The 20,928-nt window shown below is 68.6% G+C and carries 20 protein-coding genes and 1 riboswitch; of the genes, 11 read left to right on the top strand and 9 right to left on the bottom strand.

Annotated elements, in window-relative coordinates:
* The first annotated feature begins 3 nt into the window (after nucleotides 1–3).
* A complete protein-coding gene (locus LFM09_RS34890; RefSeq protein ID WP_414100849.1) occupies nucleotides 4–2,175 on the top strand; it encodes a terpene synthase family protein in 2,172 nt (723 codons plus the stop codon).
* Here LFM09_RS34890 and LFM09_RS34895 read toward each other — a convergent pair.
* Together LFM09_RS34895 and LFM09_RS34900 are read right to left on the bottom strand one after the other, a co-directional pair.
* Nucleotides 2,159–3,145, bottom strand: coding sequence for an alpha/beta hydrolase (locus tag LFM09_RS34895; protein WP_414100906.1), 987 nt, complete (start codon nucleotides 3,143–3,145; stop codon nucleotides 2,159–2,161). The genes LFM09_RS34890 and LFM09_RS34895 overlap by 17 nt on opposite strands.
* Before the next feature lie 32 nt (nucleotides 3,146–3,177).
* Complete coding sequence (locus LFM09_RS34900) at nucleotides 3,178–4,506, bottom strand: cytochrome P450 (protein ID WP_414100850.1); 1,329 nt, start codon at nucleotides 4,504–4,506, stop codon at nucleotides 3,178–3,180.
* A gap of 124 nt (nucleotides 4,507–4,630) precedes the next feature.
* Between LFM09_RS34900 and LFM09_RS34905 the strand changes: the two genes are divergently transcribed.
* Complete coding sequence (locus LFM09_RS34905; protein WP_414100851.1) at nucleotides 4,631–5,449, top strand: SAM-dependent methyltransferase; 819 nt, start codon at nucleotides 4,631–4,633, stop codon at nucleotides 5,447–5,449.
* A 71-nt stretch (nucleotides 5,450–5,520) separates the two neighbouring features.
* On the top strand, nucleotides 5,521–6,609 hold the full coding sequence (locus tag LFM09_RS34910; RefSeq protein ID WP_414100852.1) for an FAD-dependent monooxygenase: 1,089 nt from the start codon (nucleotides 5,521–5,523) through the stop codon (nucleotides 6,607–6,609).
* Here the strand turns inward: LFM09_RS34910 and LFM09_RS34915 are convergent.
* Entirely contained in the window at nucleotides 6,599–8,164 is a 1,566-nt protein-coding gene (locus LFM09_RS34915) for a DUF6461 domain-containing protein (protein WP_414100853.1), read from the bottom strand. The two genes, LFM09_RS34910 and LFM09_RS34915, sit on opposite strands and share 11 nt — an antisense overlap.
* Before the next feature lie 66 nt (nucleotides 8,165–8,230).
* Nucleotides 8,231–8,339, top strand: a riboswitch (cobalamin riboswitch).
* A 33-nt stretch (nucleotides 8,340–8,372) separates the two neighbouring features.
* Here LFM09_RS34915 and LFM09_RS34920 point away from each other — a divergent pair.
* From LFM09_RS34920 to LFM09_RS34945, 6 genes are read left to right on the top strand one after another with little or no spacing between them, the layout of a single operon-like run.
* Nucleotides 8,373–9,536 carry a prenyltransferase/squalene oxidase repeat-containing protein gene (locus LFM09_RS34920; RefSeq protein WP_414100854.1) on the top strand — a complete coding sequence of 388 codons (1,164 nt, stop codon included), beginning with the start codon at nucleotides 8,373–8,375 and terminating at the stop codon, nucleotides 9,534–9,536.
* Entirely contained in the window at nucleotides 9,536–9,946 is a 411-nt protein-coding gene (locus LFM09_RS34925) for a hypothetical protein (protein ID WP_414100855.1), read from the top strand. The genes LFM09_RS34920 and LFM09_RS34925 overlap by 1 nt, the downstream gene beginning before the upstream one ends.
* On the top strand, nucleotides 9,943–10,710 hold the full coding sequence (locus tag LFM09_RS34930; RefSeq protein ID WP_414100856.1) for a hypothetical protein: 768 nt from the start codon (nucleotides 9,943–9,945) through the stop codon (nucleotides 10,708–10,710). The genes LFM09_RS34925 and LFM09_RS34930 overlap by 4 nt, the downstream gene beginning before the upstream one ends.
* A 4-nt stretch (nucleotides 10,711–10,714) precedes the next feature.
* Nucleotides 10,715–11,746 carry a CbiQ family ECF transporter T component gene (locus LFM09_RS34935; protein ID WP_414100857.1) on the top strand — a complete coding sequence of 344 codons (1,032 nt, stop codon included), beginning with the start codon at nucleotides 10,715–10,717 and terminating at the stop codon, nucleotides 11,744–11,746.
* A gap of 34 nt (nucleotides 11,747–11,780) precedes the next feature.
* On the top strand, nucleotides 11,781–13,343 hold the full coding sequence (locus LFM09_RS34940) for an ABC transporter ATP-binding protein (protein WP_414100858.1): 1,563 nt from the start codon (nucleotides 11,781–11,783) through the stop codon (nucleotides 13,341–13,343).
* A complete protein-coding gene (locus tag LFM09_RS34945; RefSeq protein ID WP_414100859.1) occupies nucleotides 13,307–14,107 on the top strand; it encodes an ECF transporter S component in 801 nt (266 codons plus the stop codon). Before LFM09_RS34940 ends, LFM09_RS34945 begins: the two co-directional genes overlap by 37 nt.
* On the opposite strand, the gene LFM09_RS34950 is transcribed toward LFM09_RS34945, so the two are convergent.
* The gene (locus LFM09_RS34950; protein ID WP_414100860.1) at nucleotides 14,097–14,456 is read right to left on the bottom strand and encodes a hypothetical protein; all 360 of its coding nucleotides are present in this window, start codon (nucleotides 14,454–14,456) and stop codon (nucleotides 14,097–14,099) included. The genes LFM09_RS34945 and LFM09_RS34950 overlap by 11 nt on opposite strands.
* 152 nt (nucleotides 14,457–14,608) lie before the next feature.
* Between LFM09_RS34950 and LFM09_RS34955 the strand changes: the two genes are divergently transcribed.
* Nucleotides 14,609–16,336 (top strand): family 20 glycosylhydrolase, encoded by a 1,728-nt coding sequence (locus LFM09_RS34955; RefSeq protein ID WP_414100861.1) that lies wholly within the window; start codon nucleotides 14,609–14,611, stop codon nucleotides 16,334–16,336.
* 156 nt (nucleotides 16,337–16,492) lie between these two features.
* A complete protein-coding gene (surE, locus tag LFM09_RS34960; protein ID WP_414100862.1) occupies nucleotides 16,493–17,248 on the top strand; it encodes a 5'/3'-nucleotidase SurE in 756 nt (251 codons plus the stop codon).
* Here the strand turns inward: surE and LFM09_RS34965 are convergent.
* The 5 genes from LFM09_RS34965 to LFM09_RS34985 form a co-directional block, all read right to left on the bottom strand.
* Nucleotides 17,211–17,540: a hypothetical protein gene (locus LFM09_RS34965; RefSeq protein ID WP_414100863.1), complete on the bottom strand. Its 330-nt coding sequence runs from the start codon at nucleotides 17,538–17,540 to the stop codon at nucleotides 17,211–17,213. The two genes, surE and LFM09_RS34965, sit on opposite strands and share 38 nt — an antisense overlap.
* Nucleotides 17,541–17,545: 5 nt before the next feature.
* Nucleotides 17,546–17,941, bottom strand: a complete 396-nt coding sequence (locus LFM09_RS34970) for a DUF5313 family protein (RefSeq protein ID WP_414100864.1) — start codon at nucleotides 17,939–17,941, stop codon at nucleotides 17,546–17,548.
* On the bottom strand, nucleotides 17,938–18,387 hold the full coding sequence (locus LFM09_RS34975) for a MarR family winged helix-turn-helix transcriptional regulator (protein ID WP_414100865.1): 450 nt from the start codon (nucleotides 18,385–18,387) through the stop codon (nucleotides 17,938–17,940). Before LFM09_RS34975 ends, LFM09_RS34970 begins: the two co-directional genes overlap by 4 nt.
* 63 nt (nucleotides 18,388–18,450) lie before the next feature.
* Nucleotides 18,451–19,782: an FAD-binding oxidoreductase gene (locus LFM09_RS34980; protein ID WP_414100866.1), complete on the bottom strand. Its 1,332-nt coding sequence runs from the start codon at nucleotides 19,780–19,782 to the stop codon at nucleotides 18,451–18,453.
* 69 nt (nucleotides 19,783–19,851) lie between these two features.
* Nucleotides 19,852–20,928, bottom strand: coding sequence for a PLP-dependent aminotransferase family protein (locus tag LFM09_RS34985; RefSeq protein ID WP_414100867.1), 1,077 nt, complete (start codon nucleotides 20,926–20,928; stop codon nucleotides 19,852–19,854).

The following is a 20,928-nucleotide window of genomic DNA, read 5'->3' on the forward strand; positions in this document are numbered from 1 at the left end:
CCCATGCAGCCGTTCCAGCTGCCGGAGTTCTACACGCCCTACCCGGCCCGGCTGAACCCGAACCTCGAGCGCGCACGCGTCCACACGCGCGCCTGGGCGCACGAGATGGACATGATCGACGTGCCGCAGCACGGCACCGTGATCTGGACCGACGACGACCTCGAGTCGCACGACTACGCGTTGCTGTGCGCCTACACGCACCCCGACTGCGACGGTGAGACGCTCGACCTGATCACCGACTGGTACGTGTGGGTCTTCTACTTCGACGACCACTTCGTCGAGCTCTACAAGCGCAACCCGGACATCAAGGGCGCGCAGGCCTACCTCGACCGGCTGCCGTTGTTCATGCCGGTCAACGGCGTGATCACCGAGGAGCCGACGAACCCGGTCGAGAAGGGGCTCGCGGATCTCTGGCGCCGGACCGTGCCGGCGCACTCCCTCGACTGGCGCGAGCGGTTCGCCTACAACACCAAGCACCTGCTCGACGAGTCGATGTGGGAGCTGCACAACATCAGCGCCAAACGGCTCAGCAACCCCATCGAGTACATCGAGATGCGCCGCAAGGTCGGTGGCGCGCCGTGGAGCGCGAACCTGGTCGAGCACGCGGTCGGCCTGGAGGTGCCCGCCAGGATCGCTCTCAGCCGCCCCGTCGGGGTCCTCCGGGACACGTTCAGCGACGCCGTGCACCTGCGCAACGACCTGTTCTCGTACGAACGCGAGGTGCTCGACGAGGGCGAGCTGTCCAACGGCGTGCTGGTGTTCGAGAAGTTCCTCGACCTGCCCACCCAGGACGCCGCTGAGGCCGTCAACGACCTGCTGACGTCCCGGCTGCACCAGTTCGAGCACACGGCGCTCACGGAGGTGCCTGTGCTGCTCGACGAGCACGCGATCGACCCCATCGGGCGCGCGGCCGTCCTGGGTTACGTGAAGGGCCTGCAGGACTGGCAGGCGGGCGGCCACGAGTGGCACCTGCGGTCGTCGCGGTACATGAACAAGGGCACCGGCAAGCCCAAGCTCGGCATGTCGGCGATCCTCGGCTCGTACGCGAAGACCATGCCGCAACGGCTCAGGCAGTTCTCGAACGTGCCGAAGATCGTCGAGCCGTACGAGCTGCCCTCGTTCGACGTGCCGTTCACGCTGACGCTCTCACCACACCTCGACCAGGTTCGCGAGGAGATCATCACGTGGGGCCGGGAGATGGGCATCCACGGCGAGGGGATCTGGGACGAGGCCAAGCACCGCGGCTTCGACCTCGCGCTGTGCTCGTCCGGGCTGGACCCGGACGCGACACCGGGCGAGCTCTTCCTGTCCGCCTGCTGGCTGACCTGGGGCACCTACGCCGACGACGTCTACCCGTGGGTGTTCGGGAGGCTGCGGGACCTCGCCGGGTTGAAGATCCAGACCGCCCGGCTCAAGCAGTGCATGCCGCTCGACATGGTGCTGACGGTCGTGCCCGCCAACGCGACCGAGCGCGGGCTGGCCGATCTCTGGCAGAAGACGGCGGCGCCCATGTCCGCCGGGTTCCGGGCGACGTTCCGGCAGACCGTGGACGACATGCTGGACAGCTGGGTGTGGGAAGTGATCAACATCCAGCAGAACCGCATTCCCGACCCGGTCGACTACCTCGAGATGCGGAGGTCGACGTTCGGCTCCGAATTGACGACGTCGTTGTCGCGTTTTTCGCATTCGACGACGGTTCCGCCGGAGATCTGGGGCACTCGGGTCATCCAGACCATGGAGCGGTCGGCCATGGACTACTGCTGCATGCTCAACGACGTGTTCTCGTATCTGAAGGAAATCCAGTACGAGGGCGAGGTGCACAACATCGTCCGGGTGATCGAGAACTTCCTGGGCGTTTCCCAGTCCCGTGCCTTCGAGGTCGCCTACGCGTTGATGGACGCCAGGCTGGGCCAGTTCATCAGGTCCGTCGACGTCGAACTGCCGAAGTTCTTCGACGACATGTCACTGGACGCCGCGTCGCGGGCCGCGCTGACCCGCTACAGCGACGAGCTGAAGGACTGGATCGCCGGAATCATCAACTGGCACAAGGGAACCAGCCGCTACGGCGAGGATGAGATCACGACCCCGGTGAACGCCCACCTGCTCGCGGGGGCGTTCAACCAGGGTCCGTCGGGCATCGGCACGTCGGCCGCCCGCATCACATCCCGAACTTAGTGTTCAGCCACGTGCGGGTCGCGTCCCGGTAGTCCTCCGCGTTCCGGTGCAGGGCAAGGGAATGCCCTGCACCGGGCAGGACGTAGGTCTGCAGCTGGGCCGCCGGGCTGTAGTACAACGCCTCCTGGGCGCGCAGGTTGTTCGCGTTCGAGCAGTCGCGCAACGCCAGCAGGCCGCAGAACAGCACGTCGTTCGTGCCCACGGCGTTGAACACCGGCACGTCGATGCCCAGCGTCGTCGGCAGCACGATGCCGAACACGGCCACGGTGCCCATGCCCGGCACGGAGATCTGGTCCTTGGTGGCCTCGTCCGCGTCCACCACGAGCTGCTCGGCGTCGTCCATGTCGTAGAACAACCCGGCTCGCGCACCCGGTCGTGTCGTGAAGTACAGCGGGTCGCTGCCGAGATGCGCCAGCACGTTGTCCAGGAACACCGGCTGAAGTCCCAGTGCCGCACCGAGAGTGAGCGCCGGGACGTTCGGCAGGTGCGTCATGCCGGACAGCACGACGCCGTCGACGTCCTTGTAGGTAGCGGCTTCCGCGGCCACGATGCCCGAGCCGACGGAGTGCCCGACGATCACGACCTTCTGGTACGCCGTGCCGCCGACGTGACCCGCGCGCAGGTGCTGCACGACCTCGTGGAGGTTCTTCGCCTCCAAGGAGATCAGCAGGGGCAGGCTCGGCGGGCGGGTCGACGCGCCGGTCCCGAGCCGGTCGACGGCGAACGTCGCACGGCCTTCCTGCGCCATGTTCCGTTGGTACGAATAGGACTCCGGAACGCCCGGCATGTCCCAGTACGCGCGGTTGTACGTGCCGCCGTGCACCAGCAGCTGGATCGACGTCGGGTTCTCGCCGGCCGGCTTGCACAGCTGGCCGGACATCGTGGCTGTGCCGGACGGGCCTGTCACCGGCACTGTGGTGATCGAACACTGGACTGCGGAGGCGTTGGCGGCAGGCGTCAGGGACGTCATTGCCAGCACCGCGGCAAGAACGGGGAGCAGTTTCACGTTTTTCTCCTAGTGGCCACCACCGGCAGCTGGTTCGGCTGCATGGTCGCCTTCACCTGGGCGTAGACGCGTTGTCCCGCAACGGGGACGAGATCCCACCGGGTGGCGATCGTCGTGGCGGCGATCGCGATCTCCGTGTGGGCGAGGAAGTGTCCTGGGCAGAACCGGGAACCGCCGCCGAACGGGATGAACGCGCCCTTCGGCAGTGCGGCGGCTCTTTCAGGCTCCCAACGGTCGGGGTCGAAGCCGTCGGGATCGGGGAACCAGCGGGGATCGCGGTGCAGGGTGTGCTGCGAGACCGCGATCTCGGAGCCTTTCTTCACCTGGACGCCACCGATCTCGACGTCCTCGCGGGCCCGGCGCATCAGGATGATCGGCGGGGTGCGGCGCAGCACCTCGTTGATGACCCGGCCGGTGTACTCGAGCTTCGCCACGTCCGCGAACGTGGCGGGCCTGCCGCCTTCGAGGACGGTGTCGACCTCGGCGTGGAACCGTTGGCGCACTTCAGGTCTGGTGCCGACCTCGTGGAAGAACCACGCCAGCGCCACGGCCGTCGTCTCCGCACCGGTGGTGAGGATCGTGACGACCTCGTCGTGGATCTGCTCGTCGGTCATCGCCTCGCCGGTGTCCGCGTCCCGCGCGGCGAGCAGGGCCGAGAGCAGGTCACCGTGGTCGGTGCCGTCCTTCCGCGCTCCGACGACGACCTCGGGGATGATCCTGCGCAGCCGGGCGGCGGCCTCGTCGAACTCGCGGTTCGCCCTGATGGGCAGCTTTTCCACGAAACCTGGCGAGAAAGCGCGCACCAGCACGTGCTTGAGCATGATCGGGATGGAGTGCTGGATCTCGGTCAGCACCTCGCGGCCGAGCTCCGCGGAGAACAGCGTGCGCGCGGCGACCGTGAGCACGAAGTCCTGCATCAGCTTGTCGAACGCCAGCCGTTGCCCGTCGTGCCAGGAGTCCCGCAGCTCGGTGGCGAGCGTGGTGATCACGTTCTCCGCGTAGGTCGAGACGCGGCCGCGGCTGAACGCCGGCAACATCATCCGGCGCTGGCGCTGGTTGAACGCGCCGTTCGAGGTCGCGAGCCCGTTGCCGAACAGCGGGCGCATCTTGTCGAACACGATGCCCTTGTCGAACTCGTCCGACGTCAGCAGCTGCGTCGCCAGCTCGGGCGTCGTGACCAGGTACACCGGTAGGGGACCGAGGAAGACTCTGACCACGTCACCCCTGGCGGGTAACGAGGACAGGAACTCGACCGGCGACCTGAGCAGGGTGACGGTGTGCCCGATGAGAGGCCATCGGCCCGGCACCGTCGTAACGCTCGGCATCGCATCACCCTCTCGTGCGACCCCGAACAACCTAGAGCCGCCACGCCAGTCAGGGGTAGCAGATACACACGATCGGATGCCGATGTAGTCCACCGAACTGGTGCGCACACGTACGCTCAGCCTTGTGAGCAACGACCACGGCTGGGTCCCCCCAGGTGTCGACACGACGGTGCCGTCGCCTGCGCGGGTGTACGACTACTGGCTCGGTGGTGGCCACAACTTCGCGCCGGACCGAGTGCTGGCGGAGCAGATCCAGAAGATCATGCCCGGCGTGCGGGACGCGGCGCGGCTGAACCGGTCGTTCCTGCGCCGGGCCGCGTTGTTCATGGTCGAGCAGGGCGTGCGGCAGTTCCTCGACATCGGCTCCGGCATCCCGACGGTCGGCAACCTGCACGAGATCGTGCAGGCGGAAGCCCCGGACTGCCGTGTCGTCTACGTGGACAAGGACCCCGTGGCGGTCGCGCACAGCGAGCTGATCCTGGCGGGCAACGGCAACACTGCCGTGCTGCAGTCCGACCTGCGCGACCTGGACGCGATCTTCGAGGCCGACTCGACCCGCAAGCTCATCGACTTCGACCAGCCGGTCGGCCTGTTCATGTTGCTGCTGCTGCACTTCGTGCCGGACGAGTGGGATCCGGTCTCGATCGTCGGGCAGTACCGCGACCGTCTGGTGCCGGGCAGCTACCTGGCGTTGTCGCACGTCGCGGCCGAGGCGCGACCGGAGGGGATGGACGAGGCCGTCCAGACCTACAACGTCAAGAGCTCGCAGAACCAGGCGTACCCGCGCACGCGCGACGAGGTCGCGGCGTTCTTCACCGGGTTCGACCTGGTGGAGCCGGGTCTCGTCGGCTGCCCGTCGTGGCGGCCGGACGGCGACGGTGACTTCTCGGTGAACGCGGAGATCAACGTCGTCCCGTACGCGGGGGTCGCTGTCAAACCCTGACCGCGCTCGGTCAGTGGACGGTCAGTGCTGGTCGGCACCTTGTGGCTACCAACTCACAAGGGGGAGCGACCATGAAGAACATCCTGATCTCCGGCGCCAGCATCGGCGGCCCCGCACTCGCGTACTGGCTGCGCCGCTACGGCTTCAACGTGACCGTGGTCGAGCGCTACCGCGGCATCCGGCCCGGCGGCCAGGCCATCGACGTGCGCGGCCCGGCGCTGGAGGTGATCGAGCGCACGGGCCTGGGCGACCAGCTGCGGTCGTTCAGCACGAACATGCGCGGCATGAGCATGGTCGACGAGGACGGCAACGAGGTGTACCGCTCGACCGAGCACACGCTGAGCGGCGGCGATCTCTCCAGCCCCGACGTCGAGCTGCTGCGCGACGACCTGGCGCGGATGATCTTCGACGCGGTGGAGGGCGTGGAGTACCTGTTCGACGACACGATCACGTCGATCGACGGCAACCTCGTGACCTTCGAGAAGTCGGCGCCACGCTCGTTCGACGTGATCGTCGGCGCGGATGGCCTGCACTCCAACGTCCGCAGGCTCGCCTTCGGCCCGGAGTCGCAGTTCATCAGCCACCTCGGCATGAACCTCGCCGTGTTCACCGCGCCGAACTGGCTCGAACTGGACCACTGGCAGACGTTCCAGCAGAGCGGGGACGTCGGCGGCGGCATCATGAGCGCCCGCGCCAACGCGGAATGCCGTGTCTACATGGGCTTCAACGGCGAGGTCGACTACGACCACCGCGACGTCGAGGCGCAGCGGCGGTTGATCGCCGAGAAGTTCGCCGACGCCGGCTGGGTGTGGCAGACGGCGCTGAAGCACATGTGGGAGGCGCCGGACTTCCACTTCGACGCGATGGCCCAGATCCGGATGGACTCCTGGTCGCACGGCAACGTCGTCCTGCTCGGTGACGCCGGCTACTGCGGTTCGCCGTTGTCCGGTCAGGGCACCAGCATGGCGCTGGTGGGCGCGTACGTGCTCGCCGGCGAGCTGCGGGACGGGTTCGGCACCGCTTTCCAGCGCTACGAGGAGATCCTGCGGCCGTACGTGACGGCCAACCAGGACATGGCGCTGAAGAACCAGGCCAACGGTGGTGCGCCCACCGAGGAGTTCGCCGAGGTCGTGAACAGCCTGACGCTTCCTAGGTACTGAACAGGTCGTGGATCGCGGCGGTGAGGTCCTCCTCCGGGAGGGTGGTGCCGGTGAACCGGGTGACGGCGGTGATCCCCTTGGCGTCGGTGTGCCGGAAGTTGCCGAAGTCGAGCCCTTCGAGTGCGGCGGCGACCTCGGGGTCGTCGCCGTAGTCGGCTTCCTCCCAGGGCTCCTCCGAGCAGATCACCCTGCCGTCGCGGGCGAACGACAACCGCCTGACCGCGTTGACGTTCCAGTAGTGGCTGGCGGCCTTTCCGTTGCGGGACAGACGTTCCAGCACCTCTCGCCGGGAGCCGACGTAGTTGTTCGACTCGATCACGACGACACCGCCGTCGATCTCGACGGCGATCGAGTCCTCTTCGAAGTCGTCCACAACGTCGTCGACGTCGAGGCCCATGGCGACCGTGATGGTCGCGGCCGGTTCGAGCAGCTTGGCCAGCCAGCGCAGTCCGGCCTCGGGTGAGACCCTCCGCTCCGGCACGGGTTCGTTCCGGAGCTGGTGGCCGACCTGGTCAGTCTTCTTGTGCACCAACGGTTCGGCCGTCGGCGCCGGCCAGATGAGCAACTCGTACTGCTCCTCGTCGTCGCCGTCCCGTCCGCAGGCGAACACCCGGACCCGGAACTCGCCCGGCCACGGCGGCATGCCTCCGTGCCCCAGCCTGGCGTCACCCTGTTCGGCCGTGAAGCTCACCTCGGCCACCTCGTCCCAGTGCCCGATCTCCTCGTCACCGGGGACGTCGAGAACGACCCTGACCGACACCGGCACGGAGCCTTCCGCGACTCCGGTGCGCACGGCGAACCCGGTGTCGATCGCCGCCACGAGTCCCGTCGCCGTGAAGTCCGCCTTGGTGATGCCCGGCTCCTCCACGAACACGAACTCGTGGTCGAACACCGGGACGCTCGTCCGCCAGGACGATCCCATGTACTCGGCGCGCCGCTTCTCCAGCAACGCCTGCGCGTACGCGGGTGGCATCGCGATCTCCGGCAGCAGCAACGCGGTCACGCCGATCGCGATGCCGATCATCGCCATCGGGTCGGTCGAGGTCGGCGTGCCGAGCGCGTTGAGCGTCGCCGCCGACACCGCCACCGCCAGCGCGAGATGTGCCGCGCCGTGCTTGGCGGCGATCGCGGCTTCGTCTCCGCTCACCTGGCTGAGGTCGAGCAGACCGGTCATCGCCCGGACCCGTTCGGTGATCAGCTCGATCGCTCCGCGGTGCACCGCCGCCACCATGGTGACCGGCGTCTTCATCGCGCTCTGGCCCTGTGAGGTGATCAACGCGAAGCTGCTGCCGTCCGGCAGCGGCCGCAGACCCGCCACGACGTCCGGCGGCGCGGTCAGCCGGAGGTTCGCCACGCCCAGCTCAAGGGCACCGAGCAGCCGTTCCGCCGTGAGTCCCGGAAAGTCGTCGAGAGCTCGCTGGGCCGGTGTGCCGTACTCGGGCAGCCCGGACCACCGGCGCGGTTCGTACCTCCCGAGCTCAGCCGCCGCGGCGGGCGGGATGAGCACCTCGATCGACGGCAGAGCGGCCAGGATCAGTTCTTCGAATTCCCCCACACGACGATTGTGGCGGTGAATGGCCCAGCTCACAGCCATTTGACTGAACATGATCCCTCGCGCACGATCCTGGGTTGACAACAGCATCCGCGCACCGCGGGGGAAGCCGGTGGAACTCCGGCGCTGACCCGCAACGGTGAAAGTCCGAATGCCCGTGGCGCGCGGTAGCTCCACCGACCCGTCGAGGACAGCGGGGCAGGGAGGCGTAGTGATCCGGAAATCCGCGCTGGTCGCGTTCGTCGCGGCCGCGCTCGTGGCAACACCCGCGACGGCTGCTGAACCGCCATCGGGCGGAACGTGGCTGGTCAGCCAGTTCGCGCAGGGTGACCACCTGCTCAACGCACCCTCCATCCCCGATCCCGGGCTCACGGCCGACGGCGTCTTCGCGCTGGCCGCGGCCGGTGTCGGCAAGTCGACCGCGGTGAAGGCCGCCACGTGGCTCGGTCAGCCTGATCAGCTGTCGGCTCTGATCGGCGCCGACGGGGAGTCGTACGTCGGTGGCCTGGCGAAGCTCGCGCTGGTCGCACAGACGCTCGGCACCGATCCGCACGAGTTCGCCGGCGTCGACCTGCTCGCGCGGCTGGCTGAGCTGCAGGAGGAGTCCGGGCGGTACCGCGACCTCACCGATCCGTCGTTCGACATGACCAACGCGTTCACGCAGGCGTTGGCGATCATCGTGCTGAAGCGCGCCTCGCTGCCGTTCGACAAGGCGGTGGCGTACCAGGTTTCCACGCAGTGCCCGGACGGCGGCTTCCCGATCGCGTTCGACGAGCCGGTGTGCAAGTCCGATGTGGACGGAACCGCGATGGTGCTGCAGGCGTTGCTGGCGGCGGGCGAGAAGACCGCGTCTGGCAAGGCTCTCGGCTGGCTCGTGGCGCAGCAGAAGCCCGATGGTGGTTTCCCTTCTGCCACCGCCGGTTCGAACGCCAACAGCACCGGTCTCGCGGTCGGCGCTCTCGTTGCCGGTGATCGTGTCCCGGCTGCGGACAAGGCCGTGGCCTACCTTCGGACCTTGCAGGTCGGCTGCGCCGGTCCGGAGGCTCAGCGCGGTGCGGTCGCCTACGACAGCGCGGGTTTCGAGCTGTACCCGGCGATCCGTGCCACCACCCAGGCCCTGCTCGGCCTCGGCCGCGTATCGCTCGCAGACGTGTCGGCCACTTCTGCCACTGCCGGCGTGCCCGCGATCGACTGCACCACCACTCCTTCTCCTTCGCCGTCTGAGCCGGCTCCGGCTGGCCCGGCCCCGGTCGATCCGCCGCTCGCGGTCACCGGTCCGGACCAGGTCGTGCCTCTGACCCTGTTCGGTTCGCTCGCGGTCGTCACCGGCGCCGTGCTGCTGCTCGTCTCCCGTCGTCGGAAGGTTGGTGCGTGATGCGCCGGATTCTCGCTGTCCTGGCCCTGGTCGCGAGCTCGTTCGTGGTCGCGCCCGCCTCCGCTGACGACTGCTCGGCCGGGGTGAAGGTCGTGGTCGACTTCTCCGCGTTCGGCGGCGGCGTCAAGACCGGTTGTTACGACGGCGACCCCGGAAACGGCCTGGTGGCCCTGGACGACGACTTCGACTTCTCGTTCGTGCCGCGCCAGACCGGTTTCGTGTGCCGCATCGACCTCCTGCCGAACCCGTGCACCAAGCCCACGCCCAGCGCGTACTGGTCGTACTGGCACGCCACGCCCGGCGGCACCTGGACCTACAGCACCTCGGGCGCCGCCGGCTACGACCCCGCGCCGGGCTCGGTCGAGGGCTGGTCGTTCGGCGCCGGCACCGCACCGGGCGTTACCCCGTGAAAAGGTTCGTCTTCGCGCTGGCACTGGTGATCGCTTCGACGGTCCCGGCACCGGCGTTCGCCGCTGGCTGCGACGGCGTGACCGTCGTCGTGGACTTCCGCGGTCTTGGGGGAGGCGTGCGGCAAGGCTGTGCGCCGGGCAGTCCGGCCACCGGCGTGGAGGCGCTGACCGCAGCCGGTTTCGGCTACACCTACGCGTCTCGGCAGCCCGGTTTCGTCTGCCGTATCAACGGAATGCCCGGCGCGGACGCCGACAAGTGCGTCAACACCTCGCCCGCTTCGGCGTACTGGTCGTACTGGCACGCTCCCGCCGGTGGGTCCTGGGCGTACAGCAACCAGGGTGCCGCGACCTACACGCCGGCGCGCGGGACCGTTGAGGGCTGGGCGTTCGGCGCGGGGGAGCAGCCCGGCATGGCACCGCCTGCTGCTCCGGCACCCCAGCCCGTCCCGCAACCTCAGCCGCCGGCTCCCGTGAACCCGCCTGCCGGGCAGCCGCAACCGCCCGCTGCGCCAACCACGACCACGACCACGCCGCCGGTGACGAGTTCTTCTTCGGTGGCACCGGTTTCGGAGTCACCCTCGTCGACCGCGACGGCGTTGCCGACGGCATCCGAGCCGACCATCGTGATCAAGGAAGTACCGGCGTCGCGGGAATCGAGCGGTGGGTGGCTCTGGACCGCGGTCGGTGTGCTGGTGATCGCGGTGCTGGTGATCGTGGGCTTGCTGGTCGCGCGGCGCCGACGCGGTGTGGAAGAAGAAGAGTGACAGCGTGAGGCTTCACTCCGGTGCGTGGTGGCTCTGGGCCGTGGGCCTCGCCACCGCCGCCAGCCGCACCACAAACCCGCTGATCCTCGGCCTCGTCCTGGCCGTGGCGGGCGTGGTCGTGGTGACCTGCCGGGCGAACACCCCGTGGGCCGGCACCTACGGCGTGTTCCTCAAGTTCGGCCTGCTGGTCATCGGTTTGCGCGTCCTCCTGCACGTCTTCCTCGGCGGCATCGCCGGCCCGACCACCCTCTTCACGCTGCCCCAGCTCCCGCTCCCGGACTGGGCCCAGGGCATTCGCGTCGGTGGTCCCGTCACCGCCGAAGGCCTGGTTTTCGCGCTGTACCAAGGTTTGCTGCTCGCCACGATCCTCAGCTGCGTCGGCGCCGCCAACGCCCTCGCGAACCCGAAACGCCTCCTCCGCTCGTTGCCCGCCGCTCTCTACGAGGTCAGCGTGGCGGTGGTCGTGGCGCTGACCGTTGCACCGCAACTGGTTGCGTCCGCAGGCGCCGTGAGGCGTGCTCGACAACTAAGAGGCGACACGGCCCGCGGAGCAAAGGCGATTCGCACGATGCTGGTGCCGGTGCTGGAAGACGCCCTCGAACGGTCACTGGTCCTCGCCGCCTCGATGGACTCGCGGGGTTACGGCCGCACGGCGGGCATCTCGAAGCGGGACCGGGTGCTCACCGGGACGTTGGTGCTGGCCGGGCTGTTCGGGTTCTGCATCGGCACGTACGGGCTGCTCTCCGACGCCTACTCCGGCTGGCTGCTGCTGGCGATCGGTGGCGTGCTGGCGATCGCGGGCCTGCTGACGGGGGCGCGCCGGGTGCCGCGCACGCGTTATCGGCCGGACCGGTGGACACCCACGGCGGCCGGGGTGGCGTTGAGCGGGGTGGCGGGGGCGGTGGTGCTGGTGTTCTCGGGAGATCCGGCGTTGTCACCTTCGACGGTTCCGCTCCAGATGCCGGAGTTGCCGCTGTGGCCTGCCGTCGGGGTCTTGGTGGCGCTGGCGCCGGTGGTGCTGGTGAGGGAGCGGTGACGGGGCTGGTGGCGTTGGTGAGCGTGAGGGAAGCATGATCAGGTTCGACGACGTCACGATCACCTACGCCGAGCGCGAGCAGCCCGTGCTGGCGAACCTCTCCCTGGAGATCCCGGAAGGCGAGCTGTGCCTGGTCGTCGGGCGCACCGGCTCGGGCAAGTCGACGTTCCTGCGCGCGATCAACGGCTTGGTCCCGCACTTCAGCGGCGGCACCCTGGCCGGACGCGTGCTGGTGGACGGCCGCGACACCTCGCAACACCCGCCGCGTGAGCTGGCGGACGTGGTCGGGTTCGTCGGCCAGGACCCGGTGGCGGGCTTCGTCGCGGACAACGTCGAGGACGAGCTCGCCTACTCGATGGAGTCACTGGGCCTGCCCGCGGACGTCATGCGCAAACGCGTCGAGGAGACCCTGGACCTGCTCGGACTCGCGACACTCCGTGACCGTCCACTTGCGACGCTCAGCGGTGGCCAGCAGCAGCGGGTCGCGATCGGCGCGGCGCTCACCGCGCACCCGCGAGTCCTCGTCCTCGACGAGCCGACCTCGGCGTTGGACCCAGGGGCCGCGGAGGACGTTCTGGCTGCTGTGCAACGACTTGTGCACGACCTCGGCATGACCGTGGTGATCGCCGAGCACCGCCTCGAACGGGTCGCGCAGTACGCGGACCGCGCCCTCCTGCTGCCGCAAGGCGAGATCGGCGACGTCGGCGAAGTGTTGGCAGCAGCACCGGTCGCGCCACCGGTCGTACGGCTCGCACAGGTGGCCGGGTGGTCGCCGGTGCCGGTGTCGGTGCGAGACGCGCGCCGACTGGCCACACCACTGCGCGCGCGACTACCCGAACCTGCCACCGAGTCCGCGCAAACAACCAGGGCTGTGCTGGCAGCACGCGACGTGACCGTGAAGTACGGCAACGTCCAGGCGGTGCGCGGAGTTTCACTCGAAGTCGGCACCGGCGAACGCGTCGCGCTCATGGGGCGCAACGGTTCCGGCAAGTCGTCACTGCTGTGGGCGGTGCAGGGGAGCGGCAAACGCACCTCCGGCACGGTCGCAATCGGCGGCCTCGACCCGAAGACGCTGCAGCCGAAACAGCGGCGGCAAACCGTGGCACTGGTTCCGCAGCAGCCGTCAGACCTGCTGTACCTGGAGACGGTCGCCGAGGAGTGCGCGCAGGCCGACGCCGAGACCGCGCAACCAGCCGGTACGTGCCGGAAGTTGTTGGACGGCTTGGCGAGCGTGCCACAACACGCGCATCCTCGGGATCTGTCGGAAGGTCAACGGCTGGCGCTCGTGCTCGCCGTGATGCTGACCGGAGCCCCGGACGTCCTGCTGCTCGACGAACCGACGCGCGGCCTCGACTACCCGGCGAAGGAAGCGCTCGCGAAAACCCTCAAAGACCTCGGCAGCGCGATCGTGCTGGCCACGCACGACGTCGAGTTCGTCGCCGAGTACGCCACGCGCGTCATCGTGATGGCGGAAGGCGAAGTGGTCGCCGACGGCGGAGCGCGCGAGGTCGTGACGTCGTCGCCGATCTTCGCCCCGCAGGTCAGCAAGATCCTCGGTCCGTGGCTGACCGTCGCCGACGTCAAGGCCGCCCTGTGATCGCGATCGGCAAAAGATCAGCAGCAGCCCTGGCGGTGTCCGGGACGATCGGGCTGGCCGCGTTCACCTGGCCGTTGTTCGTCGCGCCTTCCAGCGACATCGCGCACGGCGGCGACGCGCCGTGGACGTTCGCGCTGCTGCTGCCGCTCGTGCTGGCGGTGGTCCTCGCCGAGCTGAGCGAGAAGGGCATGGACTCCAAGGCGATCGCGATGCTCGGCGTGCTGTCCGCGCTCGGTGCGGCGATCCGGCCGCTCGGCGCCGGCACCGCGGGCATCGAGACGATCTTCTTCCTGATGGTGCTGGGCGGCAGGGTGTTCGGGCCGGGGTTCGGGTTCGTGCTGGGCAACACCACGTTGTTCGCGTCGGCGCTGCTGACCGGCGGCGTCGGGCCGTGGCTGCCGTACCAGATGCTCGGCGCGGCCTGGGTCGCGCTCGGCGCCGGGCTTCTCCCGCAGTGGCGCGGAAGAGCCGAGATCGCGTTGCTGGCGACGTACGGCGTGGTCAGCTCCTTGGTCTACGGGTTCCTGCTCAACCTGTCGTTCTGGCCGTTCGCGGTCGGCGAGGGCACGTCGGTGAGCTTCGACCCGAACGCCTCGGCGGGCGCGAACCTGGTGAAGCTGGCGGCGTTCACGCTCGCCACCTCGCTCGGCTGGGACCTCGGGCGGGCCGTCACCACCGCCGTGCTGGTGGCGGTGACGGGTCCCGTGCTGCTCAGGACGCTGCGGCGGGCGTCGAGGAAGGCAGCTTTCCTGCCTAGTCGTTGAGGTGGATGCGGCCCCACATGTTGCACTTGCCCCTGACCGTCGAGTGGTAGACGGAGATCTCGTCCACCTCGGGCCACTTCAGCGTGAACGTCTGACCTGGCCGCTTGAGCCCGCTGTCCGGGCCTGCGGTCGGGCGGCACGGCTGCGGCGGGGTGAGCCCTTTGCTGACTCGCTGCACGCCGGGGCCGCGGAACACCCACTTCACGCTGTCGCCCTCGTCGATCCAGATCTCCTGCGGCTGGAAGCTGTTGCCGATCACCTGCACGATGTGCGTTTTCGCGGCGTGCGCGGCCGGTGCCATGACCGCGATGAGCGCCAGTGCGAGCGGGAGCAGAAGCAGTTTGCGCATGTGCCTCTCCAACGTCGAACGGGAGCGGCGGACCGCCATGATCCCAAGAGACATCGGAGGTGTCCACAAATTGGCTCAGACCATTGACGGCAAAAGGGATGTTTGACCAGGCTGAGCACAGGGTCGCCGCCCCCGACTCATGAGGAGGAGTCGTGAGAACTCGCGTTCTCGCCGCGGTCATCGCTGTGACCGCGGCGCTCTCCGTGAGCGCACAGTCGCAAGCCGCCCAACCACTGCAGAGCCTGGTCCCGGTTCCCGTGTCGGTGCAGGCCAGAACCGGCGTGACGCACACCCTGACGGCAGCCACGAAGATCTACACCACCCCGGCGGCCAGGGATGTCGGCAACTTCCTCGCCGAGATCCTGCGCAGGTCGACGGGCTATCCGCTGCCGGTGTCCGATGCCGTCGGAGCGCCGACGAACGGCATCTCGCTGCTGCTCTCGGGGGCGCCCGGTCCCGTCGGCCAGCAGGGCTATCAGCTCGACTCGGCCACGAACGCCGTAGTGCTGCGCGCCAACACATCGGAGGGCTTGTTCGCGGGCGTGCAGACGCTGCGGCAGCTGTTGCCCGCCGCGGCGGAGAGCGCGACCACGCAACCCGGTCCGTGGACCGTGCCGGGCGCGCTGATCGTCGACTACCCGCGGTTCTCCTACCGCGGCGCGATGCTCGACGTGGCACGGCACTTCCACCCGGTCGCGTCGGTCAAGCGCTACATCGACCAGCTGGCCCTCTACAAGATCAACTACTTCCACCTGCACCTGAGCGACGACCAGGGCTGGCGGATCGTGATCGACAGCTGGCCGCGGCTCGCGACGTACGGCGGCAGCACGCAGGTCGGCGGCGGTCCCGGCGGCTACTTCACCAAGGCGCAGTACAGCGAGATCGTGCAGTACGCGGCCGCGCGCAAGATCACGGTGATCCCCGAGATCGACATGCCGGGCCACACCAACGCCGCGCAGGCGTCGTACGCGGAGCTGAACTGCAACAACCAGGCCCCGCCGCTGCGCACGGACATCGAGGTCGGTTACTCCTCGTTGTGCGTCAACAAGGACATCACCTACCAGTTCATCGACGACGTGGTGCGCGAGATCGCGGCGCTGACGCCCGGCCCGTACTTCCACATCGGCGGTGACGAGGCGCACGCGACCTCCGACGCCGACTACCAGGCGTTCATGGACCGCGCCCTGCCGATCGTGAAGAAGTACGGCAAGACCGTGCTCGGCTGGCACGAGTTCGTGAAGACCACGACCGACACCACCGCCATCCCGCAGTACTGGGGCACCTCGACGTCCAACGCGGTGGTGCAGGCAGCGGCGGCGCGCGGCAACAAGGTCATCATGTCGCCCGCGAACAAGGCGTACCTGGACATGAAGTACAACGCCAGCACGCCTTTGGGTCTCTCGTGGGCCGGCTACATCGAGGTCCAGACCGCGTACGAGTGGAACCCCGGCACGCACGTGAGCGGCGTTCCGGAGTCGGCGGTCCGCGGCATCGAGGCTCCACTGTGGACGGAAACGATCGTGACCTCGCGAGACATCGAGTTCATGGCGTTCCCGCGCCTCGCCGTGCACGCCGAGCTCGGCTGGTCGCCGTGGTCGACGCACAACTGGGACCAGTTCAAGGTGCGCCTGGGCAACCAGGCCCCTCGCTGGACCACCCAGGGCATCAACTTCTACGCCTCGCCCCAGGTCCCGTGGGACACCGGCGGCCCGCCGCCCGGCCAGTGCTCACAGCCGGCGTGGGAGCGCTCGAAGGTCTACAACGGCGGCGACGTGGTGTCGCACAACGGCCACAAGTGGACCGCGAAGTGGTGGACGCAGGGCGAGGAGCCCGGCACCACCGGCCAGTGGGGAGTGTGGCGTGACGACGGCGTGTGCTGATCGCCGGCAACACGACCGCTAGCACCACCAGGGCCTCGGTGGTGGCGGTGGGCCACAGTGTGACCCACCGCGACCACCGGGGGCTGGGTACCTGCTCACGGGCTGCAGGCGACCTCGGGGGTTGCCAAGCGCCCGCAGTCTGGGTACGTCTGAGCAGTGCGGGCACTGATCACGAACGACGACGGCATCGACTCGCCCGGCCTCCTCGCGCTGGCGCGGGCGGCAGCCGGCCTGGGCTGGGAGGTGCTGATCGCGGCACCCTCGACCGAGGCGAGCGGCACCGGAACCTCGCTGGCCTCGACGGAGGGCCGCAGCCGGATACGCCTGGAACGGCGGGATCTCGACGGCTTCGAGGCGTACGCCGTGCCCGCGCACCCCGGGCTGATCTCGTTCCTCGCCTGCCACGAAGGCTTCGGCGCCCGCCCGGACGTGGTGTTGTCCGGCGTGAACTACGGCGCGAACACCGGCAACGGCATCCTGCACTCGGGCACGGTCGGCGCTGCCCTGACGGCCGGCGTGCGCGGCGTGTCCGCGTTGGCGGTGTCGCTGGACATCGGGTGGAACGGGTCCGAACCACTGTCCGAACCGTTGTGGGTCAAGGCGACCGAGGTCACCCGCGTCGTGCTGCCGACGCTTTTGGAGATGCCGACCGGAACCGTGCTGAACCTGAACGTGCCGAATGGTGAGGTGCGCGGTCTGGAGTGGGCGGACATCGCGCCGGCCAGTCCGATCCAGGTGCGGGTGGAGCGCGTCGACGACCTGGAGCTGAAGCTGTCCGCGTTCGACTCCGGCCTGGAAGCCGTGCCGGGCACCGAGGTCGCCTTGCTGGCACGGGGTTTCGCCACCCTGACGCCGCTGAGCTCCGTCGAGCGCGCTACTCCCGAGTTGCCTTCCCTGGCCTGGCCAGGGTGATGATCAGTCCGATCAACGCCGTGCGGACCTCCAGGAAGCTCTCGGTGGTCACGTCGTTGAGCGAGAACGCAAGCATGCCGAAGCTGATCAACAGCAGAAGGCCGTACATGCGCGCGAGGTCGTGCCGCCACGCGCAGGCCACGCCCAGCGCCCCGATCCCGACCTGGATCACGTGGTAGTCGGGGTCCAGCCCGAACACGTCGAACCACCCGAACGCGAGCTGCAACAACCCGGCGGTGAGTGTGAGGATCTGCGGCCTCGTGAACTCCAGTTCGTCGCTCAACAAGGCCATCGTTTCTACCCTTCGGTTCGCCGCCAGACCGCGTCGTACTTCGCTTGTCGTTCGCGGTCCTGCACGGCGTTTCGTTCCCGGCGCCCCTCAGTCGCCGACCCTCGTGGGTACCCGTACTTGGTGAGCCGGTAATCCACACTTTCCGGTGCGTAGGACAACGCGAAGTACAGTCCTACAACGAAACCGAGCGCACCGCACGCGATCGCCAGGGGCCACGGCGACCCGAGCCCGAACACGAGCGCCAGCGTGATCGCCGTCGTGAGCGGCGTGACCTGCACCAGACTCCGAATCGTGAAGCGCAGCAACCACTTCGGCCCGGTCACGTCGTTGTAGACGAACTGCCTGTGTTCGTTCGGGACCCGACCACCCGCGTAGTACCAGACCTTCAGCAACGGGTTCATCTCGTGGCCTTGGCGATCACTTTGTGCAGCACCTCGTTCAGCTGCGCGAGCTCCTCGAACGTCATGTCCAGCTGCTCCACGACCTTGAAGGGGATCTTCAGCGCTTCTTTTCTCAGCTCTTGCCCGGTCTCGGTCAGCGTGAGCGCGAGCGCGCGCTCGTCCGCCTTGTCGCGCTGCCTCTGGACGTAGCCGATCGCCTCCAGCCGCTTGAGCAGCGGGCTGAGGGTGCCGGGGTCGAGCTGCAGCACGTTGCTCAGGTCTTTGACCGTGCGCGGGGACCGTTCCCAGAGGGCCAGCATCACCAGGTACTGCGGGTGGGTGAGGTTCAGCGGCTCCAGGATCGGGCGGTACACCGCGATCACCGTGCGTGAGGCCACGGCGAGGGCGAAGCAGACCTGTCGCTCCAGTTCGAGCGGGTTCTCCGGGATACTTGGTGTACTAATCATTTGTGTACACAGTAACTCGCGGGCGTGCTCAGGACCAAGAGGTGTGGCGCATCAGACGCTCTCTCAGGCCTTGCCGGGGTTGAAGATGTCCAACGGGTCGAGCGTGCTCTTGACCGCCCGCTGCACGGCGTGCGCGTCCGGGCCGAGCTCGCGGATCATGCCGTCGCGCTTGAGCAGGCCGACGCCGTGCTCGCCGGTGACCGTGCCGCCCAGGTCCAGGGCCTGGTCGATGATGTCCTCGAACGCAGCCTGCGCGGCGATCCGCGCGTTGTCGTCGCCGGGCGGGGTGATGAGCAACGGGTGCAGGTTGCCGTCGCCGGCGTGGGCGATGGTGGCGATCTGGACGCTGTGCTTCGCGCCGATCTCCTCGATGCGGGCGAGCATCACCGGCACGAGAGACCGCGGCACGCACACGTCCTCGGTCAGCAGCGGGCCGAGTCGTTCGAGGGCGGGGTAGGTGAGGCGGCGGGCGGCGAACAACGCCTCGGCCTCGGCCGAGTCGGTGGAGCGCTCGGTCCACACGGCGCCCGCGTCGGTGAAGGCGCTGACCAGGCCGTCGGCGTCCTCGGACGTCTCGGTGCGGGCCAGCAGCATGGCCTCGGTGTCCGGTTCGATGCCGAGGTGCTTCCAGTCCTCGACAGCTTGCAGGCAGGCGCGGTCGATCAGCTCCAGCGCGGCGGGCTGCAGGCCGCGTTTCGTGCACAGGGCGACGGCCTCGCCTGCCTCGACCAGGCCGGGAAAGGCCCCGACGACGGTGCCCTGCTGGCCTGGGGCGGGGCGCAGGCGCAGGGTGATCTCGGTGACGACGCCGAGCGTGCCTTCGGAGCCGACGAGCAGGCTGGTCAGGTCGTAGCCGGCGACGCCCTTGTTGGTGCGCCGGCCCAGCTTCACCGCGGTGCCGTACTCGACGGGGCCGCCCATCACGACTTCCAGGCCGAGCACGTAGTCGCGCGTGACGCCGTACTTGAGGCAGCAGAGGCCGCCTGCGTTGGTCGCGACGTTGCCGCCGATCGTCGACCACGGTGAGCTGGCCGGGTCCGGTGGGTACCAGAGTCCTCGCGCGGCAACGGCTTTCTTCAGGTCGTCGTTGACCACGCCCGGTTGCACGACGGCGAGGAGGTTGTCGGGGTCGATCTCGATGATCCGGTTCATCCGGCTGAGGTCGAGGACCAGGCAGCCGTCCGTGGCGTTGGCGCCGCCGGACAGCCCGGTGCCCGCGCCCCTCGGCACGATCGGCACGCCCTGGGCGGCGCATTCCCGCACGGCTCGCTGGACGTCCTCCGTGGACCGCGGACGAAGAGCAGCGAACGGGGTGCCCGCGGGTGCCCACTCGGCTTCGTCGTGGCTCAGGTTCGCGAGCGTGGCGGGATCGGTGATCAGGCCTTCGAGGTCCACGAGCCCCAACGTAACCAAAAGGGCTGTCACCGCCGGAGATTCCGGCGGTGACAGCCCAGTTTCGCGTGACTAGAGCGAGCGGACCGCCGCGGCGAGACGCGTGATGCCCTCGTCGATCTGCTCCGGCGTGACGCCCGAGAACGCGAGGCGGATCTCGTTGTCGCCGCCCTCCAGGAGGAAGTCGGAGCCCTTCACGAACTCGACGCCGTGCTCCTTGGCGACCGGGAAGAGCTTCTCGATCGACACACCCGGCAGCTCGACCCACATGAAGTAGCCACCCTGCGGCGCGGTGAAGACGGCCTCCGGGAGCTCCCGCTGCAGCGCCGCCACGAGGGCGTCCTTGCGGGCGCGCAGCGCGGTGCGGACGTTCGCGACCGACTCCTCGAGACGGCCGGAGCGGCAGTACGAGTTCACGATCGACTGCGCCACCATGTTCGGCGAGATGTACGTGGTGGTGGCGATGTTCTGGATGGCCTTGATGGTGTCCTGCGGGCCCACCAGGTAACCGCAGCGGATGCCGGGCGCCATGGTCTTGGAGAACGACGACGCGTAGACGACCTTGTCGTTCTTGTCCTGCGACAGCATCGTCGGCAGCGGCTCGCCCTCGAACCGCACCTTGACGTACGGGTCGTCCTCGAACAGCACGAAGTCGTACTTGGCCGAGAGCTCCAGCAGCCGCGCGCGCTTCGCCTCGGACAGCGTGTAGCCGGCCGGGTTGTGGAAGTTCGGGATGATGTGCGCGAGCTTCGGCCGCACACCGCTCTCCAGCAGCTTCTCGAGCGCGTCGACGTTGATGCCGTCGGTCTCCAGCTCGATGGCGTGGATCTTGGCACCGCGCTGGCGCAGGTTCAGCAGCGTGCGGTCGTAGGTCGGCGCCTCGACCACGACGTCGTCGCCCTCGCTGACGAGCAGCTCGAAGAGGAAGGCGTCAGCCTGCATCGAGCCGTTGGTGACGAGCACCTGCTCCGGCGCAACACCGTGCTGCTCCGCAAGCCATGCGCGCAACGGCACGTAGCCAACGCTCGTGCCGTACGCGAAGGTGCCGCCGGGATCGTCCGTGAAGGCTTTCTGCGCCGCTTCGCGCAGGCCTTCCTGGTCGATGATGTCGAGAGAGGGCGCTCCGCGCGTGAACAGGATCGAGGCCAT

Source organism: Lentzea alba, assembly GCF_047445655.1.
GTDB classification, from domain to species: domain Bacteria; phylum Actinomycetota; class Actinomycetes; order Mycobacteriales; family Pseudonocardiaceae; genus Lentzea; species Lentzea alba_A.